18 protein-coding genes are annotated in these 20,501 nt (G+C 42.0%); 1 reads left to right on the forward strand and 17 read right to left on the reverse strand.

Translation table 11 applies throughout. The features are described from left to right. Positions 1-74 precede the first annotated feature (74 nt). From AC559H_RS17935 to AC559H_RS18005, 15 genes are all read right to left on the reverse strand, one after another. Positions 75-1,361, reverse strand: coding sequence for a globin family protein (locus AC559H_RS17935; protein WP_148292362.1), 1,287 nt, complete (start codon positions 1,359-1,361; stop codon positions 75-77). 16 nt (positions 1,362-1,377) lie between these two features. Continuing rightward, a complete protein-coding gene (locus AC559H_RS17940) occupies positions 1,378-3,393 on the reverse strand; it encodes a histidine phosphatase family protein (protein ID WP_051319712.1) in 2,016 nt (671 codons plus the stop codon). Between the two features lie 79 nt (positions 3,394-3,472). Next, on the reverse strand, positions 3,473-3,811 hold the full coding sequence (locus AC559H_RS17945; protein ID WP_081694806.1) for an EF-hand domain-containing protein: 339 nt from the start codon (positions 3,809-3,811) through the stop codon (positions 3,473-3,475). 188 nt (positions 3,812-3,999) lie between these two features. Beyond that, positions 4,000-4,344 (reverse strand): hypothetical protein, encoded by a 345-nt coding sequence (locus AC559H_RS17950; protein ID WP_026795396.1) that lies wholly within the window; start codon positions 4,342-4,344, stop codon positions 4,000-4,002. 133 nt (positions 4,345-4,477) lie between these two features. Then, the gene (locus tag AC559H_RS17955; RefSeq protein WP_026795395.1) at positions 4,478-5,512 is read right to left on the reverse strand and encodes a chemotaxis response regulator protein-glutamate methylesterase; all 1,035 of its coding nucleotides are present in this window, start codon (positions 5,510-5,512) and stop codon (positions 4,478-4,480) included. Positions 5,513-5,599: 87 nt separating this feature from the next. Then, entirely contained in the window at positions 5,600-7,846 is a 2,247-nt protein-coding gene (locus tag AC559H_RS17960) for a hybrid sensor histidine kinase/response regulator (protein WP_026795394.1), read from the reverse strand. 2 nt (positions 7,847-7,848) lie between these two features. Next, on the reverse strand, positions 7,849-8,589 hold the full coding sequence (locus AC559H_RS17965; RefSeq protein WP_026795393.1) for a chemotaxis protein CheW: 741 nt from the start codon (positions 8,587-8,589) through the stop codon (positions 7,849-7,851). Between the two features lie 17 nt (positions 8,590-8,606). Then, positions 8,607-10,316 carry a HAMP domain-containing methyl-accepting chemotaxis protein gene (locus AC559H_RS17970; protein ID WP_026795392.1) on the reverse strand — a complete coding sequence of 570 codons (1,710 nt, stop codon included), beginning with the start codon at positions 10,314-10,316 and terminating at the stop codon, positions 8,607-8,609. 1 nt (position 10,317) lies between these two features. Next, positions 10,318-11,601 (reverse strand): CheR family methyltransferase, encoded by a 1,284-nt coding sequence (locus tag AC559H_RS17975; protein WP_026798565.1) that lies wholly within the window; start codon positions 11,599-11,601, stop codon positions 10,318-10,320. 8 nt (positions 11,602-11,609) lie between these two features. After that, the gene (locus AC559H_RS17980) at positions 11,610-13,208 is read right to left on the reverse strand and encodes a methyl-accepting chemotaxis protein (protein WP_026795391.1); all 1,599 of its coding nucleotides are present in this window, start codon (positions 13,206-13,208) and stop codon (positions 11,610-11,612) included. Between the two features lie 102 nt (positions 13,209-13,310). Then, the gene (locus AC559H_RS17985; protein ID WP_026788174.1) at positions 13,311-13,769 is read right to left on the reverse strand and encodes a chemotaxis protein CheW; all 459 of its coding nucleotides are present in this window, start codon (positions 13,767-13,769) and stop codon (positions 13,311-13,313) included. Between the two features lie 6 nt (positions 13,770-13,775). Further along, positions 13,776-14,582 (reverse strand): ligand-gated ion channel, encoded by an 807-nt coding sequence (locus tag AC559H_RS17990; protein ID WP_233423100.1) that lies wholly within the window; start codon positions 14,580-14,582, stop codon positions 13,776-13,778. Positions 14,583-14,910: 328 nt separating this feature from the next. Further along, entirely contained in the window at positions 14,911-15,318 is a 408-nt protein-coding gene (crcB, locus tag AC559H_RS17995; protein WP_026795390.1) for a fluoride efflux transporter CrcB, read from the reverse strand. A gap of 60 nt (positions 15,319-15,378) precedes the next feature. Beyond that, positions 15,379-15,777 carry a fluoride efflux transporter CrcB gene (gene crcB / locus AC559H_RS18000; RefSeq protein ID WP_026795389.1) on the reverse strand — a complete coding sequence of 133 codons (399 nt, stop codon included), beginning with the start codon at positions 15,775-15,777 and terminating at the stop codon, positions 15,379-15,381. A 437-nt stretch (positions 15,778-16,214) separates the two neighbouring features. Then, entirely contained in the window at positions 16,215-16,409 is a 195-nt protein-coding gene (locus AC559H_RS18005; RefSeq protein WP_026795388.1) for a hypothetical protein, read from the reverse strand. Between the two features lie 25 nt (positions 16,410-16,434). Here AC559H_RS18005 and AC559H_RS18010 point away from each other — a divergent pair, with 25 nt between their 5' ends. Then, complete coding sequence (locus tag AC559H_RS18010; RefSeq protein WP_027255188.1) at positions 16,435-17,049, forward strand: LysR substrate-binding domain-containing protein; 615 nt, start codon at positions 16,435-16,437, stop codon at positions 17,047-17,049. Positions 17,050-17,161: 112 nt separating this feature from the next. Here AC559H_RS18010 and AC559H_RS18015 read toward each other — a convergent pair whose 3' ends face one another. Together AC559H_RS18015 and AC559H_RS18020 are read right to left on the reverse strand one after the other, a co-directional pair. Beyond that, the gene (locus AC559H_RS18015) at positions 17,162-19,795 is read right to left on the reverse strand and encodes an alpha-mannosidase (RefSeq protein WP_052349349.1); all 2,634 of its coding nucleotides are present in this window, start codon (positions 19,793-19,795) and stop codon (positions 17,162-17,164) included. After that, positions 19,777-20,424, reverse strand: coding sequence for a hypothetical protein (locus AC559H_RS18020; RefSeq protein ID WP_052349348.1), 648 nt, complete (start codon positions 20,422-20,424; stop codon positions 19,777-19,779). Before AC559H_RS18020 ends, AC559H_RS18015 begins: the two co-directional genes overlap by 19 nt. Between the last annotated feature and the right edge of the window lie 77 nt (positions 20,425-20,501).

Here is a 20,501-nt window from a genome sequence, read left to right on the forward strand (position 1 = left end):
GCCCCCCGTGCACGGGGGGTTTGGGGGGGCTGTTCCGGTGTTCCGGTGTTCCGGTGTTCCCTGCTATATTATTTTTATTTTGCATATCTACACAAAATAATGATAGCCACGATAATACTAATCGGTTCAATGTCTGATAAAATTCTCGATAGTACCGAATCATCAGGGGTAAAAATAACTAAAACCACCAACATAAAAGCAATGGTAATGGCTACGACCCATGTAGGTGATTCCCAAAACCAATCCAGAATTTTTTTGAAAATATATTTAAAACTATTTTGAATTAGTTTTAGGGGTTTTAATATTAGTCTAATGACTTGACTTAAATTCCGTTGCTGTGGTGCAGTTTTCTCCCTACCCATTCTTCCAGATTGGGGGAAAACCGTTTCCCCAGTTGATGAGGGAAAGGGTATAGCTTTGATTTCCGGTTTTTCTGATTTTACAGCAACATCTACCCCTGCACCTTCTAACATTAAATTAGAGGTATTTGTATAAATCTCAAGCCAAGCTTGTGCGACATCTGGAGTCCAATCTTCTTGCAAATAATCGGCAAAAGTTTTGAGTAAAATCTCGCCAACCAGGGGATAATATTCTGTAATTGTACCATAGCCTTTATGTCTAGCACCCAAATCTTTTAACACGGGAATCAGCGCTTCAGGTGTGCGTAAACCTTCTACTAATAAAATTAGAGAATTAAGCAGTTTTTTTCCTTGCTTATCCATATCGGTTTTGCCAAACAAACGTTGAGTTTCTGGATAAGTTTCAAACAGATTTTGGTAAAAACTAGAGACAAATTCGACCGCCCGGGGCTTGATTTTCTCAAAGCTGGTTTCAACGAGTTCTATTTGTGCAGTTGTAGATAATTGCGGGGTTGTTTCTTGGGCTAAGGAAACGGACACTTTAGGCGGTGAGGGAGGTTTTTCTGTCTCTGACTGTGTGCTTAACTTAGAAATGTCTACCCCGGCCCCTTCTAACATTAATTGAGAGGTTTTTGTATAAATCTCAACCCAAGCTTTTTTGACTTCAGGAGTCCAATCTTCTTGGAGATACTGCTCAAACGTCATTAGCAGTGCTTCTCCCACAGGCCCATAATATTTAGGAATGGCTCCATAGCCGACGTGTCTAGCTCCTAGAGCCTTAAGAACTGGACTTAAAGCCTCTGGGTTGCGGAGATTTTCTACTACCAAAACCAGAGAATTTAACAGTTTTTTCTCTTGGTTTTTCATATCTGTTTTAGTAAACAGTGGTTTCACTTCTGGGTAATCTTGAAAAAGATTTTCATAGAAACTGGCTGCAAATTCATTAGCGCGAGGTTTGACTTTATCAAAGCTTTGTTCTAAAATTTCAACATTTAAAGACATATTTTTTTCCTTAGTTTCATACAGAAACAACATTAAGGTTAGCAACTAACCCATAGGTTGATACATAATCTTCTAACTCTTGCAAATCAACTGTGCCATTTTTATCTGTGTCAAGAGTATTGAACAGATAATCAGTTATGTATCTCCTGACTTCTTGGGAGCTACGTTCACCTGTTGTCATATCCTCTATTCGACCTAAAAGTTCCATAATTTCCTCTTTATCGAGGGACTTACTTCCATCTGTATCCAACTCAAGGAAAAGCTTTCTGATATCTTCTGTTGCCATTCTCGAAGATCGTAGGGTTTCTCTCAATAATTCATTACTAAATGAATTCATAAACAATATCTGCTCGATGAGTGGTATAGAGAAAAACCCTAATGCTGCCCAAAAAATTGCATATTTTACAGCTTCTGGATTTGCAGTTGTAGTAACTCCCAGGAAAAGAGATGCCCACAGGAAAAAGTTGGGATTCACAAGCAGAATATAAGCATCCTTAGCTTCTGCCTTATTCAGCTTGCCTGTTGTAAATACTGAAGTTAATACGGCAGAGACACGGATTAAGATAAAAACTAATGTTGCTACTGCTAATTGTAGCAAACAGGCTAGTGAACGATTCGGATCTGTTGATGAAAATAAATCAGAAATGAATGTTGATGGAGTAAACTGAAACCCAGTTGCCAAAGCCATGAATGCCACAGCAAGCACTCCAATAAATTTCCAGTTTTTACTGTGGTGGTTTGATTCAACAGGAGATTTATCACGCCAAAATTGGGCTAAAGCTCCCGGTATTGCCAGACCAAAAATGAGAATAATCCCGAAAAATATCAGGCTTGAATTGTTAATTGGTAGTTGTTTTGCCAAGTCAAATGTCACAACCAGTGCCACGGGAGTGATGATTGATAAAGTCCTGGATAAAATAGCCGAAGGATAAAGATTACCGCCCCAAAGTACCGATAAAACTGGAGAAGTAAGGGCGGGTGGAACCATCAAAAACAGCACCCACATCACTTTGTACAAATCCCCTGGGCTTTGATACAAAATTCCCGAAAATATTAACAATAGCCCAATTATCCATCTTACTAACATCCACCCATAGACTATATATTTTACAGTTGAAGTTACTTTGCGTTTACTCGCTGCAAAGTCAATATCCAGGTAAGTATAAAAGGTGGAAGCAGCCAAACAAACAACAATTATTCCTCGAAATAGTTCTGATGGCATTCCCCATTCCGAGGCAGTTAACGACCTTACCAAGCATCCTAATAGGAAAGCAGCAGCATACAGAAAAATTGCCCACATAATTGACAGATCATTGATCTGTTTACGTAGGGAAGAAGCACCACCGGATTCCTTATCACGAAACTTAACTAACTCCTCTTGACTGAGGGCTTTACCATTAGGAAGTTTCAGATGTTTATAAGCCGTTGGTGGTAAATCACTTAAATAAAGTGCTAAAGGCTCTAATACATATTGATGACACACCACCAGAACAGTTTCACCTCTTTCTAAATGTGGTACAATTCGCTCTTGATAAAAATTTGCAGCGCGTCGATAAACTTGTGCAATTTTTTCGCCAGCCGGAGGTGCTTCGTTATGGGAATGTAACATTTCCTCAAAGCCTTCGTAGCCCAAAGCTAAACGCAGCAAATTTAGGTTACGACCTGCAAAAATGCCAAAGGATTTTTCGCTAATTCGATGGTCTATTTGTATAGGAGTATCGGCGGATTTCAAAGATTGACTTTCAGCCAGGGCAATTTCGCAGGTTTGTCTTGCGCGTCTCATGTGAGAGACATATACTGCATCGAACTTCATCCCTTTTTTCTTGAGGTCAGAACCTGCTTGACGCGCTTGCAATCTACCAAATGCAGTCAAATCTACATCTAATACACCTGCAAAAATATTGCGTTCATTGCTGGTACTTTCACCATGGCGAATAAAATAAACCTTTCCTTCCTGGTGATTATTTTCTGCTACTGGGCCAGATGTTTCCAAGTTAGGAATTATATTTGAAGATAGATGCTCTTGTTTCATTTTTTTCTCTTTTTTTACTTCAGAAACTATTGTAAAAATTTCATACAGAATACATAGCGTCTATATTATCACAGATTTTCTAAGTTACAAGCAGTAATTCAATAAACCGATGCCAAGTCAAAGGTTTTCCCCCAGTTTTTGCTTGTAAAAAATTAACCTCATCATGTGTTAACGGTAGTTCTCCAACACTGGATAAGGCAATATTCATTTCTTCCACACTTATGGACTCGTCTTCATCAGTATCAATAGGTATAAAATAGGTGATAAACTCTTCATATTTTGACATCAAGCGGCGATGCCGTAACATGAGTTCACCAAATTCTTCAAAATCAATTTCGCCACTACCGTCAATATCCATACTAGAAAAGAGATAAGTCAATTCTGCTTCCGATAGTGTTTGATTGGCTTTATGTAATATGTAGAAGTATTCGTAAACTTCCTAAAATCTCGATGCTTCCCAAGATAAACAATATGAATACACTCAGGATACTAAAGACAACTGGAACCAGTGTGATAAATCGAAGTAACCAAAGACATTGTTCTACAAAATTCTCTAAACTTTTAAAAAATCTATTCATACGGCATGATCAAAATTACTATCGCTATTTACTTTTGAATCTTTAAACGCAATTGATTTAACTCATCAATGGTGTTTACAATTTTAGTTTTCCATTGACTATCGCTATTTTTCTGAATTAACGACTCAACGATCGCATCTAAAGAACCGAGTAACCAGTTTTCTTCTTTTTCATCTCCATCATCAAGTTCCATAAAACCAAAGAAATAGTCTTGATTCCGTGCGATCAAATTACGCCAGACATCAGATGGAGGAACAGACCAGTCAATTTCCCAAACCTGTTTTAGCATTCTAATAAAAAACTGTTCTTCTGGACTGCGATGGGCTTCCTTTGACAGCTTCTCTACAGCATCAATTAATTTTTTCTTGTTCATCCGTCTTCCGTAGTATTGTTAGGTGATATCAGATGGATATTTTGCCCGTTTAGGACTGAATTTAATTATAGATTACCATTATATTGCCCTTTAAATCTTTACTAATTGTTAATTTTAGTTAACCTCAATCTAACTAACTACCATTATTAATTCGCTGAATTAAGGTATTAGCGATCGCTTCAGGAGGCAGAACTTCAATGGCAGCATTTAACTGAACTGCCGCTTTAGGCATACCATAGACAATAGAACTTTTTTCATCCTGAGCGATCGTGTGCCATCCAGTCTCACGCAAAACCTTGAGTCCATCAGCACCGTCTTGTCCCATCCCCGTAAGTAATACAGCAATTTCTTTATGATGCCAGTGTTGGGCTAGGCTCTTAAAAAAAACATCTACTGAGGGTCGACAGGGATAGTTAATAGGTTCTTTTGTGTAATACAATGTGAGATCAGCCCGGATACTAAGGTGATCGTTAGTCCCGGCAATGTGAACAATACCCTTTTCTAAGCGATCGCCAATATTAGCCAATCGTACCGTCAGAGGGGTTTGTTGATTCAGCCAATCCACCAGACCCGCAGAAAACTGCATATCGACGTGCTGGACAATGGCAATTGCCGCCCCAAAATTGGCAGGAAGTCGGGAGAGAATCGTCGCCAGGGCTTTTGGCCCACCCGTTGAGGAGCCAATAGTCACGAGGCGAGGAAGTGGGGTAGAGGGTTTGGAGAATGAAGTCAGTTTTGAGGTTGGGAGTGGGGGTGTGGAGGGGGTCGATGATTTGCCAATCAGCTTGCTGAGGGTAACAATTTTGGCAAGTAAGGGTTGGTGAGAATTTGAGCTTTCCTGAGTTCCTAAAATCGGAGTATCCACCGCATCGCGCGCCCCATATCCCATCGCCTCAAACACTTTTCCGGCATGATTTCCCACGCTTGCTGTCACGATCAAGATGATGCAGGGACTCTGCTGCATAATCTGGCGGGTCGCTTCCACACCGTCCATAATAGGCATAAACAAATCCATTAAAATCAAGTCGGGAGTATCTTTTGCACAACGGTCAACGGCTTCTTTACCATCGCGGGCAATCCAGATAACTTGATAATTAGGAACAGTTAAAAGCACTCGTTTAAGAGCTTCTACAGCCATAGCTGTATCGTTGACGATCGCGATTCTCATACTTTTAATAGGGAATGGGGAATGGGGAATGGGGAATGGGGAATTACGAATTACGAATTACGAATTATAAATGGGGGATTCAGCCTTTTATTTTCCAATCAGATCGATGATTGCATTGATTAATGTATCATCGTGAAAGCTGCTTTTGGTCAGGTAATAATTTGCCCCGGCTTCCATGCCTTGAATGCGGTCATCCTCGCGATCGCGATAGGAAACAATAATCACAGGAATAACCTGAAATTTAGGATGTTCTTTGATTTGCTTCACCAATTCAATCCCATTCATCCGAGGCATATCAATATCGCTAACAATCAAATCATAAGGATTGCTGCGAATAGCCGTCCAAGCATCCATCCCATTCACGGCAACATCAACATTATAGCCCCGATTTTGTAACAATTTCCGGGTCATTTCTCGCACCGTAATCGAATCATCCACAACTAAAATACGTTTATGGTCGTCGGCTTTTTTGGCTTTAGCTTTGGCTTTATTAATATCAACAGGTCTTAATTGACCACTGTTGAGCATATTGTCAATGGTTCGGACTAAATCAGAAACATCCAAAATTAAAACCGGGGAGCCATCATCCATCAAGGCAGAGGCACTAATATCCCGAACCTTACCCAAACGGGGGTCAAGGGGACGCACCACCAAATCTCGCTCACCGAGAAACTCATCTACAAAAAGACCATAAGCGTTAGATTGGTCACTAATCACAACCACACAAAGCGCATCGGAATCGGGGAGTGTTTCTGGCAAATCTAAAATATCGTGGGCGGCGATTAACCCAATATTTTGACCATCCTTGGTAAAATATTGGCGACCTTCGACAACATAAATCTCCGACTTGTCGAGTTTAACAATTCGATCCACCCGTGCCAAGGGAAAGGCGTAGGGTTCATCAGAAATCGTGACAATTAGCGTCCTCACCACCGATAGCGTCAGGGGAAGCTGAAAGTGAAAACTGGTTCCATTCCCCAATTGAGAGACAGCACGGATAGTGCCACCCACCTCTTGCACCATGCTCTTAGCAATATCTAATCCCACCCCTCGCCCGGAAATTTCCGTCACCTGGTTAGTGGTAGAAAATCCAGAGAGAAACAGAAATTCAATGATTTCAGCTTCCGTCAGTTGCGCCGCCGTCTCCGATGAAGCTAAATTTCGATCAACAATATGTTGACGAATGTAATTGGGATCGATGCCTTTACCATCATCAGAAACACTAATCGCCAGCATTCCACCGCGATGAAAAGCCTCCAGGCGAATATTACCCTCCACTGGCTTCCCTGATGCCTCACGAGCTTCTGGAGATTCAATCCCATGATCAACAGCATTGCGGATTATATGAGTCAGGGGAGCTTCTAGCTTTTTGAGAATATCCCGATCAACCAGAGTAGACTGACCGACAATCTGGAACTTCACCTGTTTATCTAATCGTCGGGAGAGGTCACGAACCATGCGCGGAAGTCCCTGTACGCCATCCACAAAGGGACGCATATGGGAAGCAATCACTTCTCGGTAAAGGCGATCGCTCAAGTTAGTAGTGCGACGGGCATAGAGTTCCAGTTCACTCAAACGATCGGTGAGAATTTCCCGGCATTCTTGGGCTTTCCCTCGAGCCGTATCCACAACTTGTTGGCTTTCGGGACTAATCGCCGTGTTCGCTAAGGCAGTATGGAGGGTTTCCAGAAGTCGGGAAAGCTCTAATTGGCGGTATCTGAGGGCCGTAAAGGAATCGGCAAAGGGTTGCAGCCAATTGGCCTCAACCAAAGATTCACCCGCGAGCCCCATAATTCGATTCAAATTCTCGGCGCTCACCCGCACAACCCGATCATTGGGGATGGTAATTGCTTCTAAAGCGACCTTTTCTTGAGGAGGAGTTGGAGTGATCTCCAAACTCTGATCAACGTTGACTAAGGATGATCGACGAGCGTTAAAATCTGGAGGTAGCAGTGCTCTAATTGCAGCACAACAAGCCTCAAACTCTCCGATGTTTTCAGTTAGCCAAGAGAGCATCTCGGCTTCAGGAACCTGACTGATAGCCTGAAATAAGTCAACGGCTTGGAGTAAAACATCAATTTGTTCTGGGCCCAAGGTAATAATCTTGTTCTGTGCGGCTACAAAACAATCTTCCATACAGTGAGCCAAGTTAATCACCGCATCCAGAGAAATAATCCGAGCGGCACCTTTAATGGAATGGGCGACTCGCATTAAGGCTTGTAAGATTTCCTCGGATTGAGAATTGGTTTCCAAGATCAGGAGTCCCTGAGTCAAGATCGCAACCTGCGTCTGAGCTTCTTGGCGAAATAGCTCGATCATCGAATCATCACTCATGATTAAAAAACCTTATGACTTAGGGTGTAGAACAAGAGTTCGGAGTCCAAAAAGTTGATCTTCTTGCCTTGCCAGGTCACAACTCCTTTGGTGTAAGCTTCTGATGCCTTGGAAATGACAACGGGAGCGTCTTTAAATTCATTGAGATGGAAGCGATAGGTTCCATGAACTTCATCCACAGGAAAAACCCACTTGTTCTCATTTTTCCCCGCTACAATCATCCGTTGTGGATTAATCGAATTCGATAAATCTACGGATTCGGTGACGGGTTCTAAGCCCAGCAAGTCTCTGATCGAAATACAGAGCAGGGTTTCACCGCGAATATTTATTAATCCCAAAAACACCGAGTTTCTACGGTGAGGGACGGTATGAATTGTGTAGAGGGGAGTCACTTCTTGGAGGATGTTAACGGGCAATGCCAGTCTCTCGTTACCCAGACGAAAAATAATCACCGAAAGGGTGTCTGTTGCCCGCACTAACGTACCTTCTCCCACTTCGGTTTGCTGGGTGGAAGATTCTGATAAAATATCCGTCCATTCTTGGAGATATTCGGGTGGAGCCTCGCGCTCTAATAAACTGCGTCCCGCCGCCGAATAAACCTTGCAATTTCGGCAGTGGATCACGGTCTTGAGTTCGCCACAGGAGCGATCGCCCATCACCCCAATTTTATTCCAACAATCATTGAGAGTTGGAGGCTCGGAATTTTCGGGTATGATAGATACCGTATTAATATAACTTTCCATGATTTAATTCCTCATTTTTATGCTATTACTTTAAATCGTGAAATCTCTGTTTTTAAGCTATGAGTTGCTTCGTCAAGCTGTTCTAAGGCATGACTGGTTTCTCGTAATGAGTCGGCTGTCTGCTGAGATGCCTGACTCAGATGTTCCATCGCCTCGCTAATTTGCTGCGCTCCCTGAGATTGTTCATCAACGCTCTGACTCACCTGTTCAAAGCGGGGAGTTAATCCCTGTACCTGTTGAATCACTTCCGCCACTTGGTCGCTAATGCGGTCTACGTCTTCGACGCTGTTAACGACGGATTTCGTAAACTTATCCATCTCTGTTACACCAATAGACACGGCTAATTGCATCTCCTTAATCATCTGCTCGATTTCTAAAGTAGCAACGGCGGTGCGATCTGCTAATCGCCGGATCTCCCTGGCTACCACCGCAAACCCCGCCCCATATTCTCCGGCTCTCTCTGCTTCGAGAGCAGCATTCAGGGACAGTAAGTTAGTTTGATCGGCTACAACCGTGATAGTTGTCACCACCTGGCTGATATTGTTAGCCCGTTGGTGCATAACTTCCAGCTTGGAAGAAATTACCTGAGTCCCTTCTAACAACTGGCGCATTACAGAATCAATGTGATGCAGATTGTCTTTACTGTTACCTGCGGCTATGGTTGTCTGTTCAGCCATCACCGCCACCTGCTCCATTGTTTTCACCAACTGCTTGGATGTCGCGGCAATTTGATGGGCCGTTGCTGAGACTTCATTAGTTGAAGCCACCTGTTCAGCCACAGTTGCTTCTAGGTTTTTACCAGAAGCGGTAATTAAGTCGGTAGAACTGGTGATTTGATTTCCTGAGCGTTGAATCCGATTAACTAGGGCATTCAGATCTTTATTCATGGTGTAAAAGACATTCTGTAATTGCCCGACTTCATCTTCCTGTTCCGCTAGGGAAATTTCACTGGTTAAGTCTCCCGATGAAATCCGGTGAGCAATATCAACAACCCCGGCAATCTTTGCCCCAAGGGGTTTAGCGATGGTATTACTAAAGAAAATTCCAAATAAAATAGCCGTTCCCGGCCCAATAATAATCGCTACAAAAGCCCAAAATCCGACTTGAGAAACATCTTGTTCTGAGATTTTTTCGGTTTGGGATGCCAAGTCTTCATTAATTTTTAACAGTGTCAATAGCAGATTCGTTACAGCTTGAGAGGGTTGACGGTTTGCCTCAACTTGGTTCTCCAGGGCTTTTAATCCAGAGTCTACGGGCTGAAATCCTCCAGTAAAATTGTCCACTACATTGACAGTTCCCTGACTCTCGAACCGCAGATTAAGTCTCAAAAACTGATCATGGGCTTTCTTCCACACATCCCACTGAGTCAAAAAGTCTTTATAAACTTTCTCTTCTTCCGCGTTCGACTTAGGAGCCGCTTCGTATTGATGAAATCCCTCTTGAATTTGCTTCCAAGCGTTATCCATGCGACCGATTTCATTCTGTCGCCCTTCTTTGTTGAGATTGATATCCAGCAAACCCCTTTCTGATGATTGAATCTGGGTTTTTCCTTCGTTAATTTTCCACAGCCCAGAAATACTAGGAACATTATTCTTGGCTAAGGTATTGATATGCTTACTCAACCGAGAACTACCGCTCAGACCGACCAAGGCGACAATCAGCACCAAAAGCCCCATAAAGATGAAAGCGACGATCAGGCGAGCCTGCATGGATTGATTTTTGAACATATTAGGTTTCCCCTTCTAAGATTCTGTTCTGAAACCGTGATCCCAGGGCTGAAATTCGCTGCTGAATGAGGTTGGCTCCAACTGGATCGCCTTGATTTTCTTTCAACAATGCTAGGTGAACTAAAGCGGGATAGGAATTGGGATCGAGATAGATAGCCCGTTGAAAGCACTGTTCTGCTTGCCTATTTTGTTGGTTAGCTTGATATAACTCCCCTAAAAGAATATAAGCATCCGCACTGGTGGGATGATCACTCAAATAGCTCTGACAAAGGGTGGTTGCCTCTGCTAGTCGCCCTTCATCCGCCAGTTGTCTCACGGCTTGTAAATTAATAGAGGGTTGACGGTTGACGGTTGACTGTGTAGAGACGTGCCATGGCGCGTCTCTACTGACGGTTGACTGTTGACTGTCAGCGAGCGAGGACGCTCCCCCTGATCTCCCCTCTCCCCCTCTCCCCTGCTCCCCCTGCCTCCCCTGCTCCCCCTGCTCCCCAACTCCCTCTTGCTTGCGATAGGCAAAGGTGAAGGGCTGACGGATGGATTTATAGGGGTCTGCGACAATTTTTCCGGTTTCAGATGCTCCAACAAACAGTAATCCTCCGGGGATCAGCAAGCGATCAAGGGCTGCTAATACTTGTTCGCAAACTTCGGATTTCAAATAGATTAATAAGTTACGACAGAAGATAATGTTGTATTGCTTTTGAGTCAGAGCAAGGGCGGTTAAGACATTTCCCTGCTGAAAATTAACCAACTTACGAATAGATTCGGAGAGTTCATAACCCTGATCCGTTTGCTGAAAGTAGCGCGATCGCGGTTTCCAGTCCTCGCCCCGAAAGGAATTTTTAGTGTAGACTCCCCGCCTTGCTTTGGCAAGCGATCGATGGCTAATATCTATGGCATCAATCTCGAATTGTTTGGGATGTAGACCCGCTTCTAATAGGGCGATCGCGATGGAGTAAGGTTCTTCCCCCGTAGAGGATGGCACACTTAGCACTTGCAGAATATTGCGGTTTGGCGATGGTCGCCATTCTGAGGTGACATAAGTTTTGAGGTAATCAAAGGGTTTACCATCTCGGAAAAACCAAGTTTCGGGAACGATCAGAATTTCGATCAATTCCTCTAATTCGGTCGCAGAGGTTTGTAATCTTGCCCAATAGCTCGACTGATCCGGTAATTTACATTTGACTCGACGAGTCTCGACCGATCTGGCAATCTGATTGGGGCTGGCGATATCGGGATCTAAGCCGATAGTTTGGCTTAACAATCTGGCGATTTTATCTAATACCATATCTAACCCTATGCGGTTTTGAACTTAGCAATTTCTTTTCGTAATCCATTTGCCGCCTCGTCAAGCTGATATACAGCATTGTTTGTCTCTCGTAAAGAGTCTACTGTCTGCTGGGATGCTTGACTGAGTTGTCCCATGGCTTCACTAATCTGTTGGGCTCCTTGGGATTGTTCCTCAATGCTCTGACTCACCCGCTCAAAGCGGGGGGTCAATCCTTGTACTTGCTCAATTACCAGAGTCACCCGCTCGCTAATTTTGCTGACATCGACAACGCTATCAACCACTGATTTACTGAATTTATCCATTTCCATCACACCCGTAGAAACGGCGGACTGCATCTCTTTAATCATCTGGGCAATTTCTAAGGTGGCGACGGCGGTTTGATCGGCTAGTCGGCGAATTTCCCGTGCAACTACCGCAAACCCGGCCCCATATTCCCCGGCTTTTTCGGCTTCGATCGCCGCATTCAACGAAAGCAGGTTCGTCTGATCAGCAACTTTATTAATAGTAGTCACCACACTATTAATGTTATTTGCCTTTTCATTCATCACCCCCAGTTTGCTGGTAATGCTGGTGGTGGCTCCCGAAAGTTCGCGCATGACGGTTTCCATGCGGTTGAGGTCATTATGACTGGCTCCGGCGGATGTGGCTGTGGACTGTGCCATCTGTGTCACCTGCTCCATGACTCTGACCAGTTCTTTTGAGGTGGCGGCAATCTGCTGGGAGGTAGCACTAACTTCATTCGTCGAAGCCAGTTGTTCAACAACGGTGGCTTCTAATTCTTTCCCGGCGGCGGCAATTTGAGTGGAAGATGTACTGATCTGAACTCCTGACTTTTGCATCTGGAGAATCAGGGAATTAAGTTTTTTGGACATATAGTGAAACGCGGCCATCAACTTACCAATTTCGGTAGTATCGTTGCTGACTTCAAGGGTTTGTTGTAAATCTCCTTCAGCAATCTGCTCTGCTGCTTTCACCACCTTGGGTAGATCTCGTCGGATGGGCAATGTGATCATAAAGGCCGCCGCCAGACTTGCCACAATCGTTACTAGGGTTCCTAAAATGATTAGCAAAGTCTGAAACTGCTTGGCTTTCTGGGCTTGGAGTAAATTCTCATTGAGTTTAGCTTCAAGAATAGTATGCGCCCGCTCGCTGGCTTCAGCTAGTCTGGCAATCCGAGGAATTAAAATTTGTTGTTTGGCTTCATTCATCTTATCGGCATCGACTAGGGTATAAACACCTGCTGCAACGCTATCGTACTCATCACCAATCTGGAGCATGGCGTTTACGGCTTCTCGCAACTGTGGATCGGCAATGTTTGCCAATTCCTCTTTGTTCGCAAGCATACTTTCTCGGGCTTTCTCATAAGTCCCACGATAGTAAGGATCTTTAGGATAAAGAGCATATCCTCGGATACTAGCGATAATCCTGGCGACATCGTAAGCATAGGCATCTGTATTGCTGATGTGATCACCTGCTTGCTTTGAGTCTAACTGCAATTGGACTAAGTTTCCGATGCCGGAAAATAGCATCGAGCCTAGGATAATTAGAAACAGAATCGGAACGGAAAAACCCAGGATCAGGCGGCTAGTAATATTGTTAAACATGGTATTAGGAATTACGAATTGGAAATGAATTGGAAATTGAGCTTTACTGGACAATCGTTATTTTTTCTATTGCCTATTGCCTATTGCCTATTGCCCATTTAATTAAGTGTTTTCACCCATGAGCAAATAAGCGTGTTGTTCATCACTGAAAAGTTTCTCAAGTTGAAGACATTGAATAATCCGTTTTTCATCAATGATTGTGCCGCTTAAGTAGGGGGCTTCATCAACCCGAATACTGGAATCTTTAATGTCTGTAGTTGATATATTTAGAGTCTCCGTCACCCGCTCGGCCATCAGACCTAAATATTGTGGATCTCCTTTCTGATTAGGATATTTAACAATAATAATCCGGGTACTAAGGTGCGATCGCCCTGGAGTTCCTTGGATTAATTGGCACAGGTCAATGACGGGGAGAATTACTCCTCGGTAATTAAATAAACCCGCGACATATTCGGGTACATGATGTACTTTCCTGAAACTAACTCGCGGAATTACCTCAACAATATAGGAACTACTAATTGCAAAGAGGTCTTTTCCAGCGTAGAAAAGTAGAATTAGCATTTTTATTTAACCCACGATTGCTGCGTGAGCAATAACAACAATATTAAGCACAACAAATGAACCGGACAGGATCGGAACAGCAAAGCGCCGCATTAAATCCCGTGATAACTGTTCCTGTTCTGATTCGCTTAAAAATCGAGTATAAACTAGCAGACTGGCTGTAATGAAAATGTAAATAATTGCCATGATGTGAATGAAATCAATTAGGGTGACGGAATTGCTACTTCCTAACTCGGATGTTGCTGTTTGCATATTAACTAAAACGGCAAACAAAGTCCCGACAAAAATACCCATTCGATCCCCAAAATCTTCATCCAGCAGCAATGTAATGATTGACAATGCTACCGCCGCATAAACCCCCAAAGAAAGTTTAAAAAAGCTAACTTTGCTCTCGCGATTAATCGTAACTGAAATCACGATGCGGGAACGGTAATTGTTATCTTTTGGGATTGACGGATTACCAAAGCTGGTTTGATAAGGAAAATTAACTTGAGAAATCTTAAAATCTGTAATTTTCCAACCCGCCAAATTCATATCTTTCTGATAGCTGGAGCCAGAATAATCTGGGGTATGAACAAAATTAGATGCGTCTAACTGGGTTTCCTCTAGTATAATTTGCAATATATGGCGATCAAATGGATAGTTATTTGTGTCCCAGTTGTAATAGAGAGTTGTGCCGATCTCTTGTCCAGACCAGAAGACATTTTTACTCGCTCCAAATAGATCTGATAGATTTTCATTGCGGGAAAACCTATCGTAATTTTTGCTAACTTCCTTGCTATCTAAAACCTTCAGGGTTTCTAAAGGTTTCATATTATCAAAAGGACACACACTCCAGATCCAGAAATTTGCAGCAAATGAGTTCTCTGCTGGATTAAAATCTCGCAATGATGTCAAATAAACTCCAATTTGACAGGTTTTGGGCGGGGTCAAAGGCTCCGCACGAACGGGCAAAATTTGATATATCCAGCAACTAAAACTAACGGTCAGTAAGCAACCGATGAGATATAATTTATTGACCACTGCTCTGACAGCAGGATGCTGAAGTTTAGAAATATTTTCCCTCAACCCTCAACTCCTTTATTCATCAGAATTAGAGCCACGGCAAGTCTACCTCCTTTGACGACAAACCTCCTACAATTTAAGTCCTTTGCAGACTTGCTCTTGCCAATAAAACACCGATTTGGACACAAATCATACCGACTACGGCACTTCCGAAAAAATAAAGGAACATCGTTTGGTTATCTCCCTTGGCTAAAAAACCATTGGTTTCTAAACCATAGGTAGAAAAGGTTGTATAGGCTCCGCAGAAACCGGTTGTTGTCATTAGTCGCAATTCAGGTGAGATCTGTCGAATATTTTCGATCGCTAAAGTTAAAATATAAGCAATCAACAAACAGCCCGTCACGTTAATAAAAAATGTGCCATAAAAGCCAAAATCTTTACCAAAAATTGCTTTGGCGGCTTCGGTGAAATAGAAACGACTCAATGCACCAAAAATCGCCCCGATTGCTATAGCTAGTGAATAACGTCCTTTCAAAAATTCCATTATTTTTTTCCTAAGATATTGATTGTGTTTAGTTTTTGTCAGCTACATCTCAACTGTTTTTTATGATGAAGGGGGGACAACAGCATTGGCGATCGCAACACCTATCATCACTGCTCCTAGTCCTAAAATTGCACTCCCAGCCCAATAAAAAGCTGTGAGAAAGGTTTCTTTATTCCGCCATAAACTTAGGGTGTCAAAACCATAGGTTGAAAATGTGGTATAAGAACCTAAAAATCCAGTTCTAATCAGTAAATCTAACTCTTTGGGATAGCCTGTAATTCCTTTGGAAATAGTGAAGAAGAAACCCATAGCCAAACATCCAGTTAAATTAATAATAAATGTTCCGTAGGGAAATTTTGGCCCTAATTTAGCTTTCGTCCATTCGGTAATTTGATACCGAGATAGCGCCCCAGGAACTGCCCCGGCGGCGATCGCTAAAACATTAGTAATGTCTGACATTGGTTAAAATTCACCCTATGCTAAGTAAGTTTCGGTTTTTTGGGATATTTTGGGTTGACGATGGAAATGTAGCTGAAAGCACAAAATGTTGTTTTTAGAGAACCAAAAATCCTCTATTTTTATCAACATCAGTTTCATCTATATTCATTATTCCCAAAAAAGTTGTGTTTTTTTAATTCAAACAACTTTTACCTGTGCTTCGGAATTTTACTATGAAATTTGGAAATTTGTATCTTGGCTACATGAATATTTTTAATTATAGGTATGCAGCAAATAGATATGCAACAAATAGACTTAAATTTGTTAATCTAAATTCTTAGTGTTTGGATACAAAATCAGGTTCCTGTGAATTGAGAAACCTCCGTCAAAGCAAGTTTAAGCTTGACGGAGGTGAGGATCAATTTAAGCTTTTGACTTAAAAATTCTCTTTATTTCTCTTAGTAATCAGTCTGGCTCTGATATTTTCCGCTTTGGTTTTTACCATCAGTTGTTTGGATGACAAGGATTTCATTACCACCGCGAATCACGACACCAAACTGTTTGTATGGTTGAGATGTTCTTCCATCTTCATAAGACTGGGTAGCATCCAGAGAAAATGTGCCATCATTGTTAACTTTGTAAGTCCCTGTCACGCTATAACCTACTTCCTGCCCGTCAATGCTAACAAAACCTTTACCTGTATCGGTTTTAAGAGAACTTTCTTTGAAGAATCCTTATATTGATATCGAATGTTATGACTGGCATCCTGAAACTTTGGATCGGATCAAAAGTGGAGAGCTTGATCTCGGTTTGGGGATAGCAAATTTAGATGAAACTAATGAATTTGGATATGAAAATTTATTTACGGAGGATTTTGTTTCGATCGTCAGGCTAGAGCATCCTATTATTAAACAAGGTATTACTCTGGAATCCTATATTGCTTGGCCCCACGCTTTAATTACGGTTACAGGCTTACCAATTAACTCAATTAAGAAATCATCTAAAAGTCATGTTGATCACATTTTAGAAGAATTGGGAGTCGAACGTCGAGTCAGGTTAAAGTTACCCCATTTCTTATCTGCGGCTCTAATTGTTGGTCAAACCGATATGATTTTGACTTTACCCCGTCGGATTGCTTTGATATTTGCGAATATTGCTAATATCACCATATTTGACCCCCCAATTGATTTGGGTAAGTATAACTATATGCAAATTTGGTCTAAGCATTCTGATCATGTTCCCTTTCAAATCTGGCTCCGCAATTTGATCAGAATCCAAACTCAAGACATCTAAGAAACAATCATTCCCTGTTCCCTATTCCCTATTCCCTATTCCCTATTCCCTATTCCCTATTCCCTGTTCCCTATTAAAATATTACAACCTATTTAGGATTGCTATATTATATCTAGCTCTCCCTAGAAGTTAGAGCAAAACTAACTATTTTCCAAGCGGATATAGAAACAGTTGTTTCCTGGGGTTGTTCTAATATATTTACAGAATAGTCTATAGTTAATCCCAGATTATTCTTTAATTCTAACATAGTTTCTTCTCCCTGACATTCATAACATCTTAATATCCATTGTTCGGACTGGGTTTCTGACTGTTTGAATGCCATTAAAATTAAATGTTCAGAACCCAACTCTAGGAAACTCTGGCAACTCGATGATTCTAAATTAGCGGTTGAGGGTCGGGGAGGATAGACTTTAACCTGTAACGGACGATTGAATTCATAGCCTTGTTGAACAGTTTTTGCTTGTTTCCAATCTCCCCCATGGGGATAAACTGCATAACTAAATTGATGCCATCCTAAATCGGCGTCTGGGTCGGGCCAGGTTGAACCTCTTAATAATGTTAACCGCAGTTGATCGGGTTGAGCATCATAACCATATTTACTATCATTTAATATACTAATTCCATAATCAGGTGTACTAATATCTGCCCAATGAATTGCCGGAACTTCCCATTTCGCTTTCCCCTCCGGAAACCCCCCGTACACGGGGGGCAGGGGGGGCGGGGGGCTTGGGGGGTTTTTGGGGTTAGTAGGTCGTTGAATTACACCACAGGGTATTTCATAACTAGCAAAATCCGCCGTAATAGTTAGGGGAAAAGCAACTTTAATTAAAGTATGACGTTCTTGCCAATTGACGGTGGTTTCTATTTTTAATTGGGGTGAACCTTGTTCTAAAATATAATCTTGGCAAAACTCTGATTGATTTAACCGTTTAATAATTCTCAGTCGCCAAACTATCGGCCCTGATTCTATCCATTCAATTGATTCTAATTGCGGTAAATCTAAGGGATATTCTTGATAATTGGGGTTGATATTCCACCCATCCCAATATTGTCCTGAATCTGCAAAGACTTGTAATTGATTTCCCTGTCCTAGTTGGAGGATATTTCTTTGATTAATTAAGTCGAAAACCTGTTCTAAATTTCCGGTTTCCGTATCTACAATTACCCGCAAAATATCATTTTCAAAGCTAATATTTTTAGGTTCTAACTGATAATATTTGACAACCTCGTTTTTTTCTGCTATACTTTCAGTATAATTAGGAATAGGTTTGCCCATATAGGGGTATTTCTGCGAGATTTCAAGGGTTTCAGCCTGTTTGCGCCCCAACCAATACACCTGATATCCTAGACTCGGAACATTTTTTGCCAGGAATAGCAGTTGCGGTTTTTCCGACCTTTCCCCCCGTGTTTGGGCGGTTTGGGGTATTCCCTGATGGTCATAAATTTGCCAACAGCTATCGGAATTAGGAATAGGCACAGCCACAACTTCCGACCGTGACCAGTTCAGGGAGTTAAAGATAAAAATTCGTTGCGCGTCAGGTTGGGAGGGGAAGTTAACAGAAATAGACGCAACAATGGCATCGAAGGACTGTTGGAGAATTTCCTCGGCGGTTTTGATAGCACTTTCCCAGTCTTGATTTGCCTGCTGGTAGACTTCAGTAATGGAAGTTCCGGGTAGGATATCGTGAAATTGGTTTAACAAAATTTGCTTCCAAGCTATTTCTATTGACTTTTGGGGATAAATAGAACCGGAGTAAAGGGTAGCTATAGTTGCAAATAGTTCTGCTTCATATAATAGGGTTTCCCCCCGACGATTAAACCGTTTTTGATCTGCGTGGGTAGTATAGCAACCGCGATGAAATTCTAAATATAATTCATCCTGCCAGATCGGAAGGGGTGCGGGGGTATTATTTAGGACTTCTGTTAAATAGTCTGTGACCTTTTGAAACTTAAACTCTGGAAAAATAGCAGATTGATTCCAGCGTCTAGTTATTTCTAACATATCACGGGTCGGCCCTCCCCCATGATCTCCGACTCCGGGCAACCATAAACTCTGATTTAATCCCGTTTGGTTTTTCCATTCCAGAGCATATTTAAACATTTTCACCGGGTCAACCCGTTCTCCAATTAAAGCGGTCATGAAACTAATAATTTTAGTCCCATCTAACCCTTGCCATTCAAACAACCCGTAGGGAAATTTAGTTGTATCATTCCAACGCAGTTTTTGGGTAATAAAATAATCAATACCGCCCTGTTGGAAAATTTGGGGTAATTGCCAACAAAAACCAAAGGTATCGGGTAGCCACGCCACGGTGGAAAGTTGACCCATTTTTTCTAAAACATATCGCTGTCCGTATAATACCTGACGGACGATAGATTCTCCATTAATAATATTCAATTCCGGTTCTACCCAGAGTCCGGCGGCGATTTCCCAGATTCCTTTTGCAATATTATCTTGAATTTGACTAAATAAATCGGGACGATGTTTTTCTATCCATTCATAAAGAATAGGGGAGGAATGACAGAAGATTAATTCTGGAAAGTCTGTTTGTAATTGCAAAACTGACTCAAAGGTTTTTTGCGCGACTATCCAGGTTTCTGTTATCGGCCATAGCCAAGCTAAGTCTAAATGGGCGTGACCGAGTAGGGAAATTTTGTAGGAGTCTAATTTAGGGATAACTGATTTTAATATCTGACGAACTTGGGTCAGGCTATTTTCAAATTCAGTTAGATTTTGTCCCCCCAAACCCCCCGTGTACGGGGGACTTTTGGGAGGATATAGCCAGAAATGATATCTAAAATCTTCCCTAGGGAAGTTAAGTCGGTTTCTAGGTCGGGTTGGTGATTTTCCGATGCTAAAAATAGTCCTAAAATTTCTAACTCGTCAGCTAAGAAACTAGGATCAATTTTGGAGGCGTCCGAAACCTCATACCAACAGAAAGAACTAACCACTGCCCCGGGGTCGTGTCCCGGACTAATTAAAGATAACTCTATTTCAAATTCATCCCCAGGCTGTACCGACGAACTTAATAGAATGCGGGTATAACTATCAAACAAGTCTCCGGCTTGTACAAACTGGTTATTAATATAGATTTGAGCATCCTGTGCCCACCAACTTAAGACTAATCTTAAAGTTAAACCTGTTAACGGATAACCCTGTAACTCCCTGGGAACTATAATTTTTTGTCTTAATTTCAAAACCTGTTTTCCCGCCGCCCAAGGAATATGTCCTTTTTCATTGATTTCAACTGGGTGATCAGACTCCCCAGGGTTGATAATTTGCCAATGGAGTTGCAGATTAATTTGAGTCAACAGACGTAACCGTTGAGCAACTTCCGAAATCTTTAATTGCAGGGTAGGGGTAGAAAAAGACATTTACCAAAAAGCGAGTGGAAAGCCCCCGACTTTAGGCGTGGGGATGAACACGGTGGTGGCCCTTCGACTACGCTCAG

It is taken from the genome of Planktothrix prolifica NIVA-CYA 540, assembly GCF_963864145.1.
Classification (GTDB): Bacteria; Cyanobacteriota; Cyanobacteriia; order Cyanobacteriales; family Microcoleaceae; genus Planktothrix; species Planktothrix agardhii.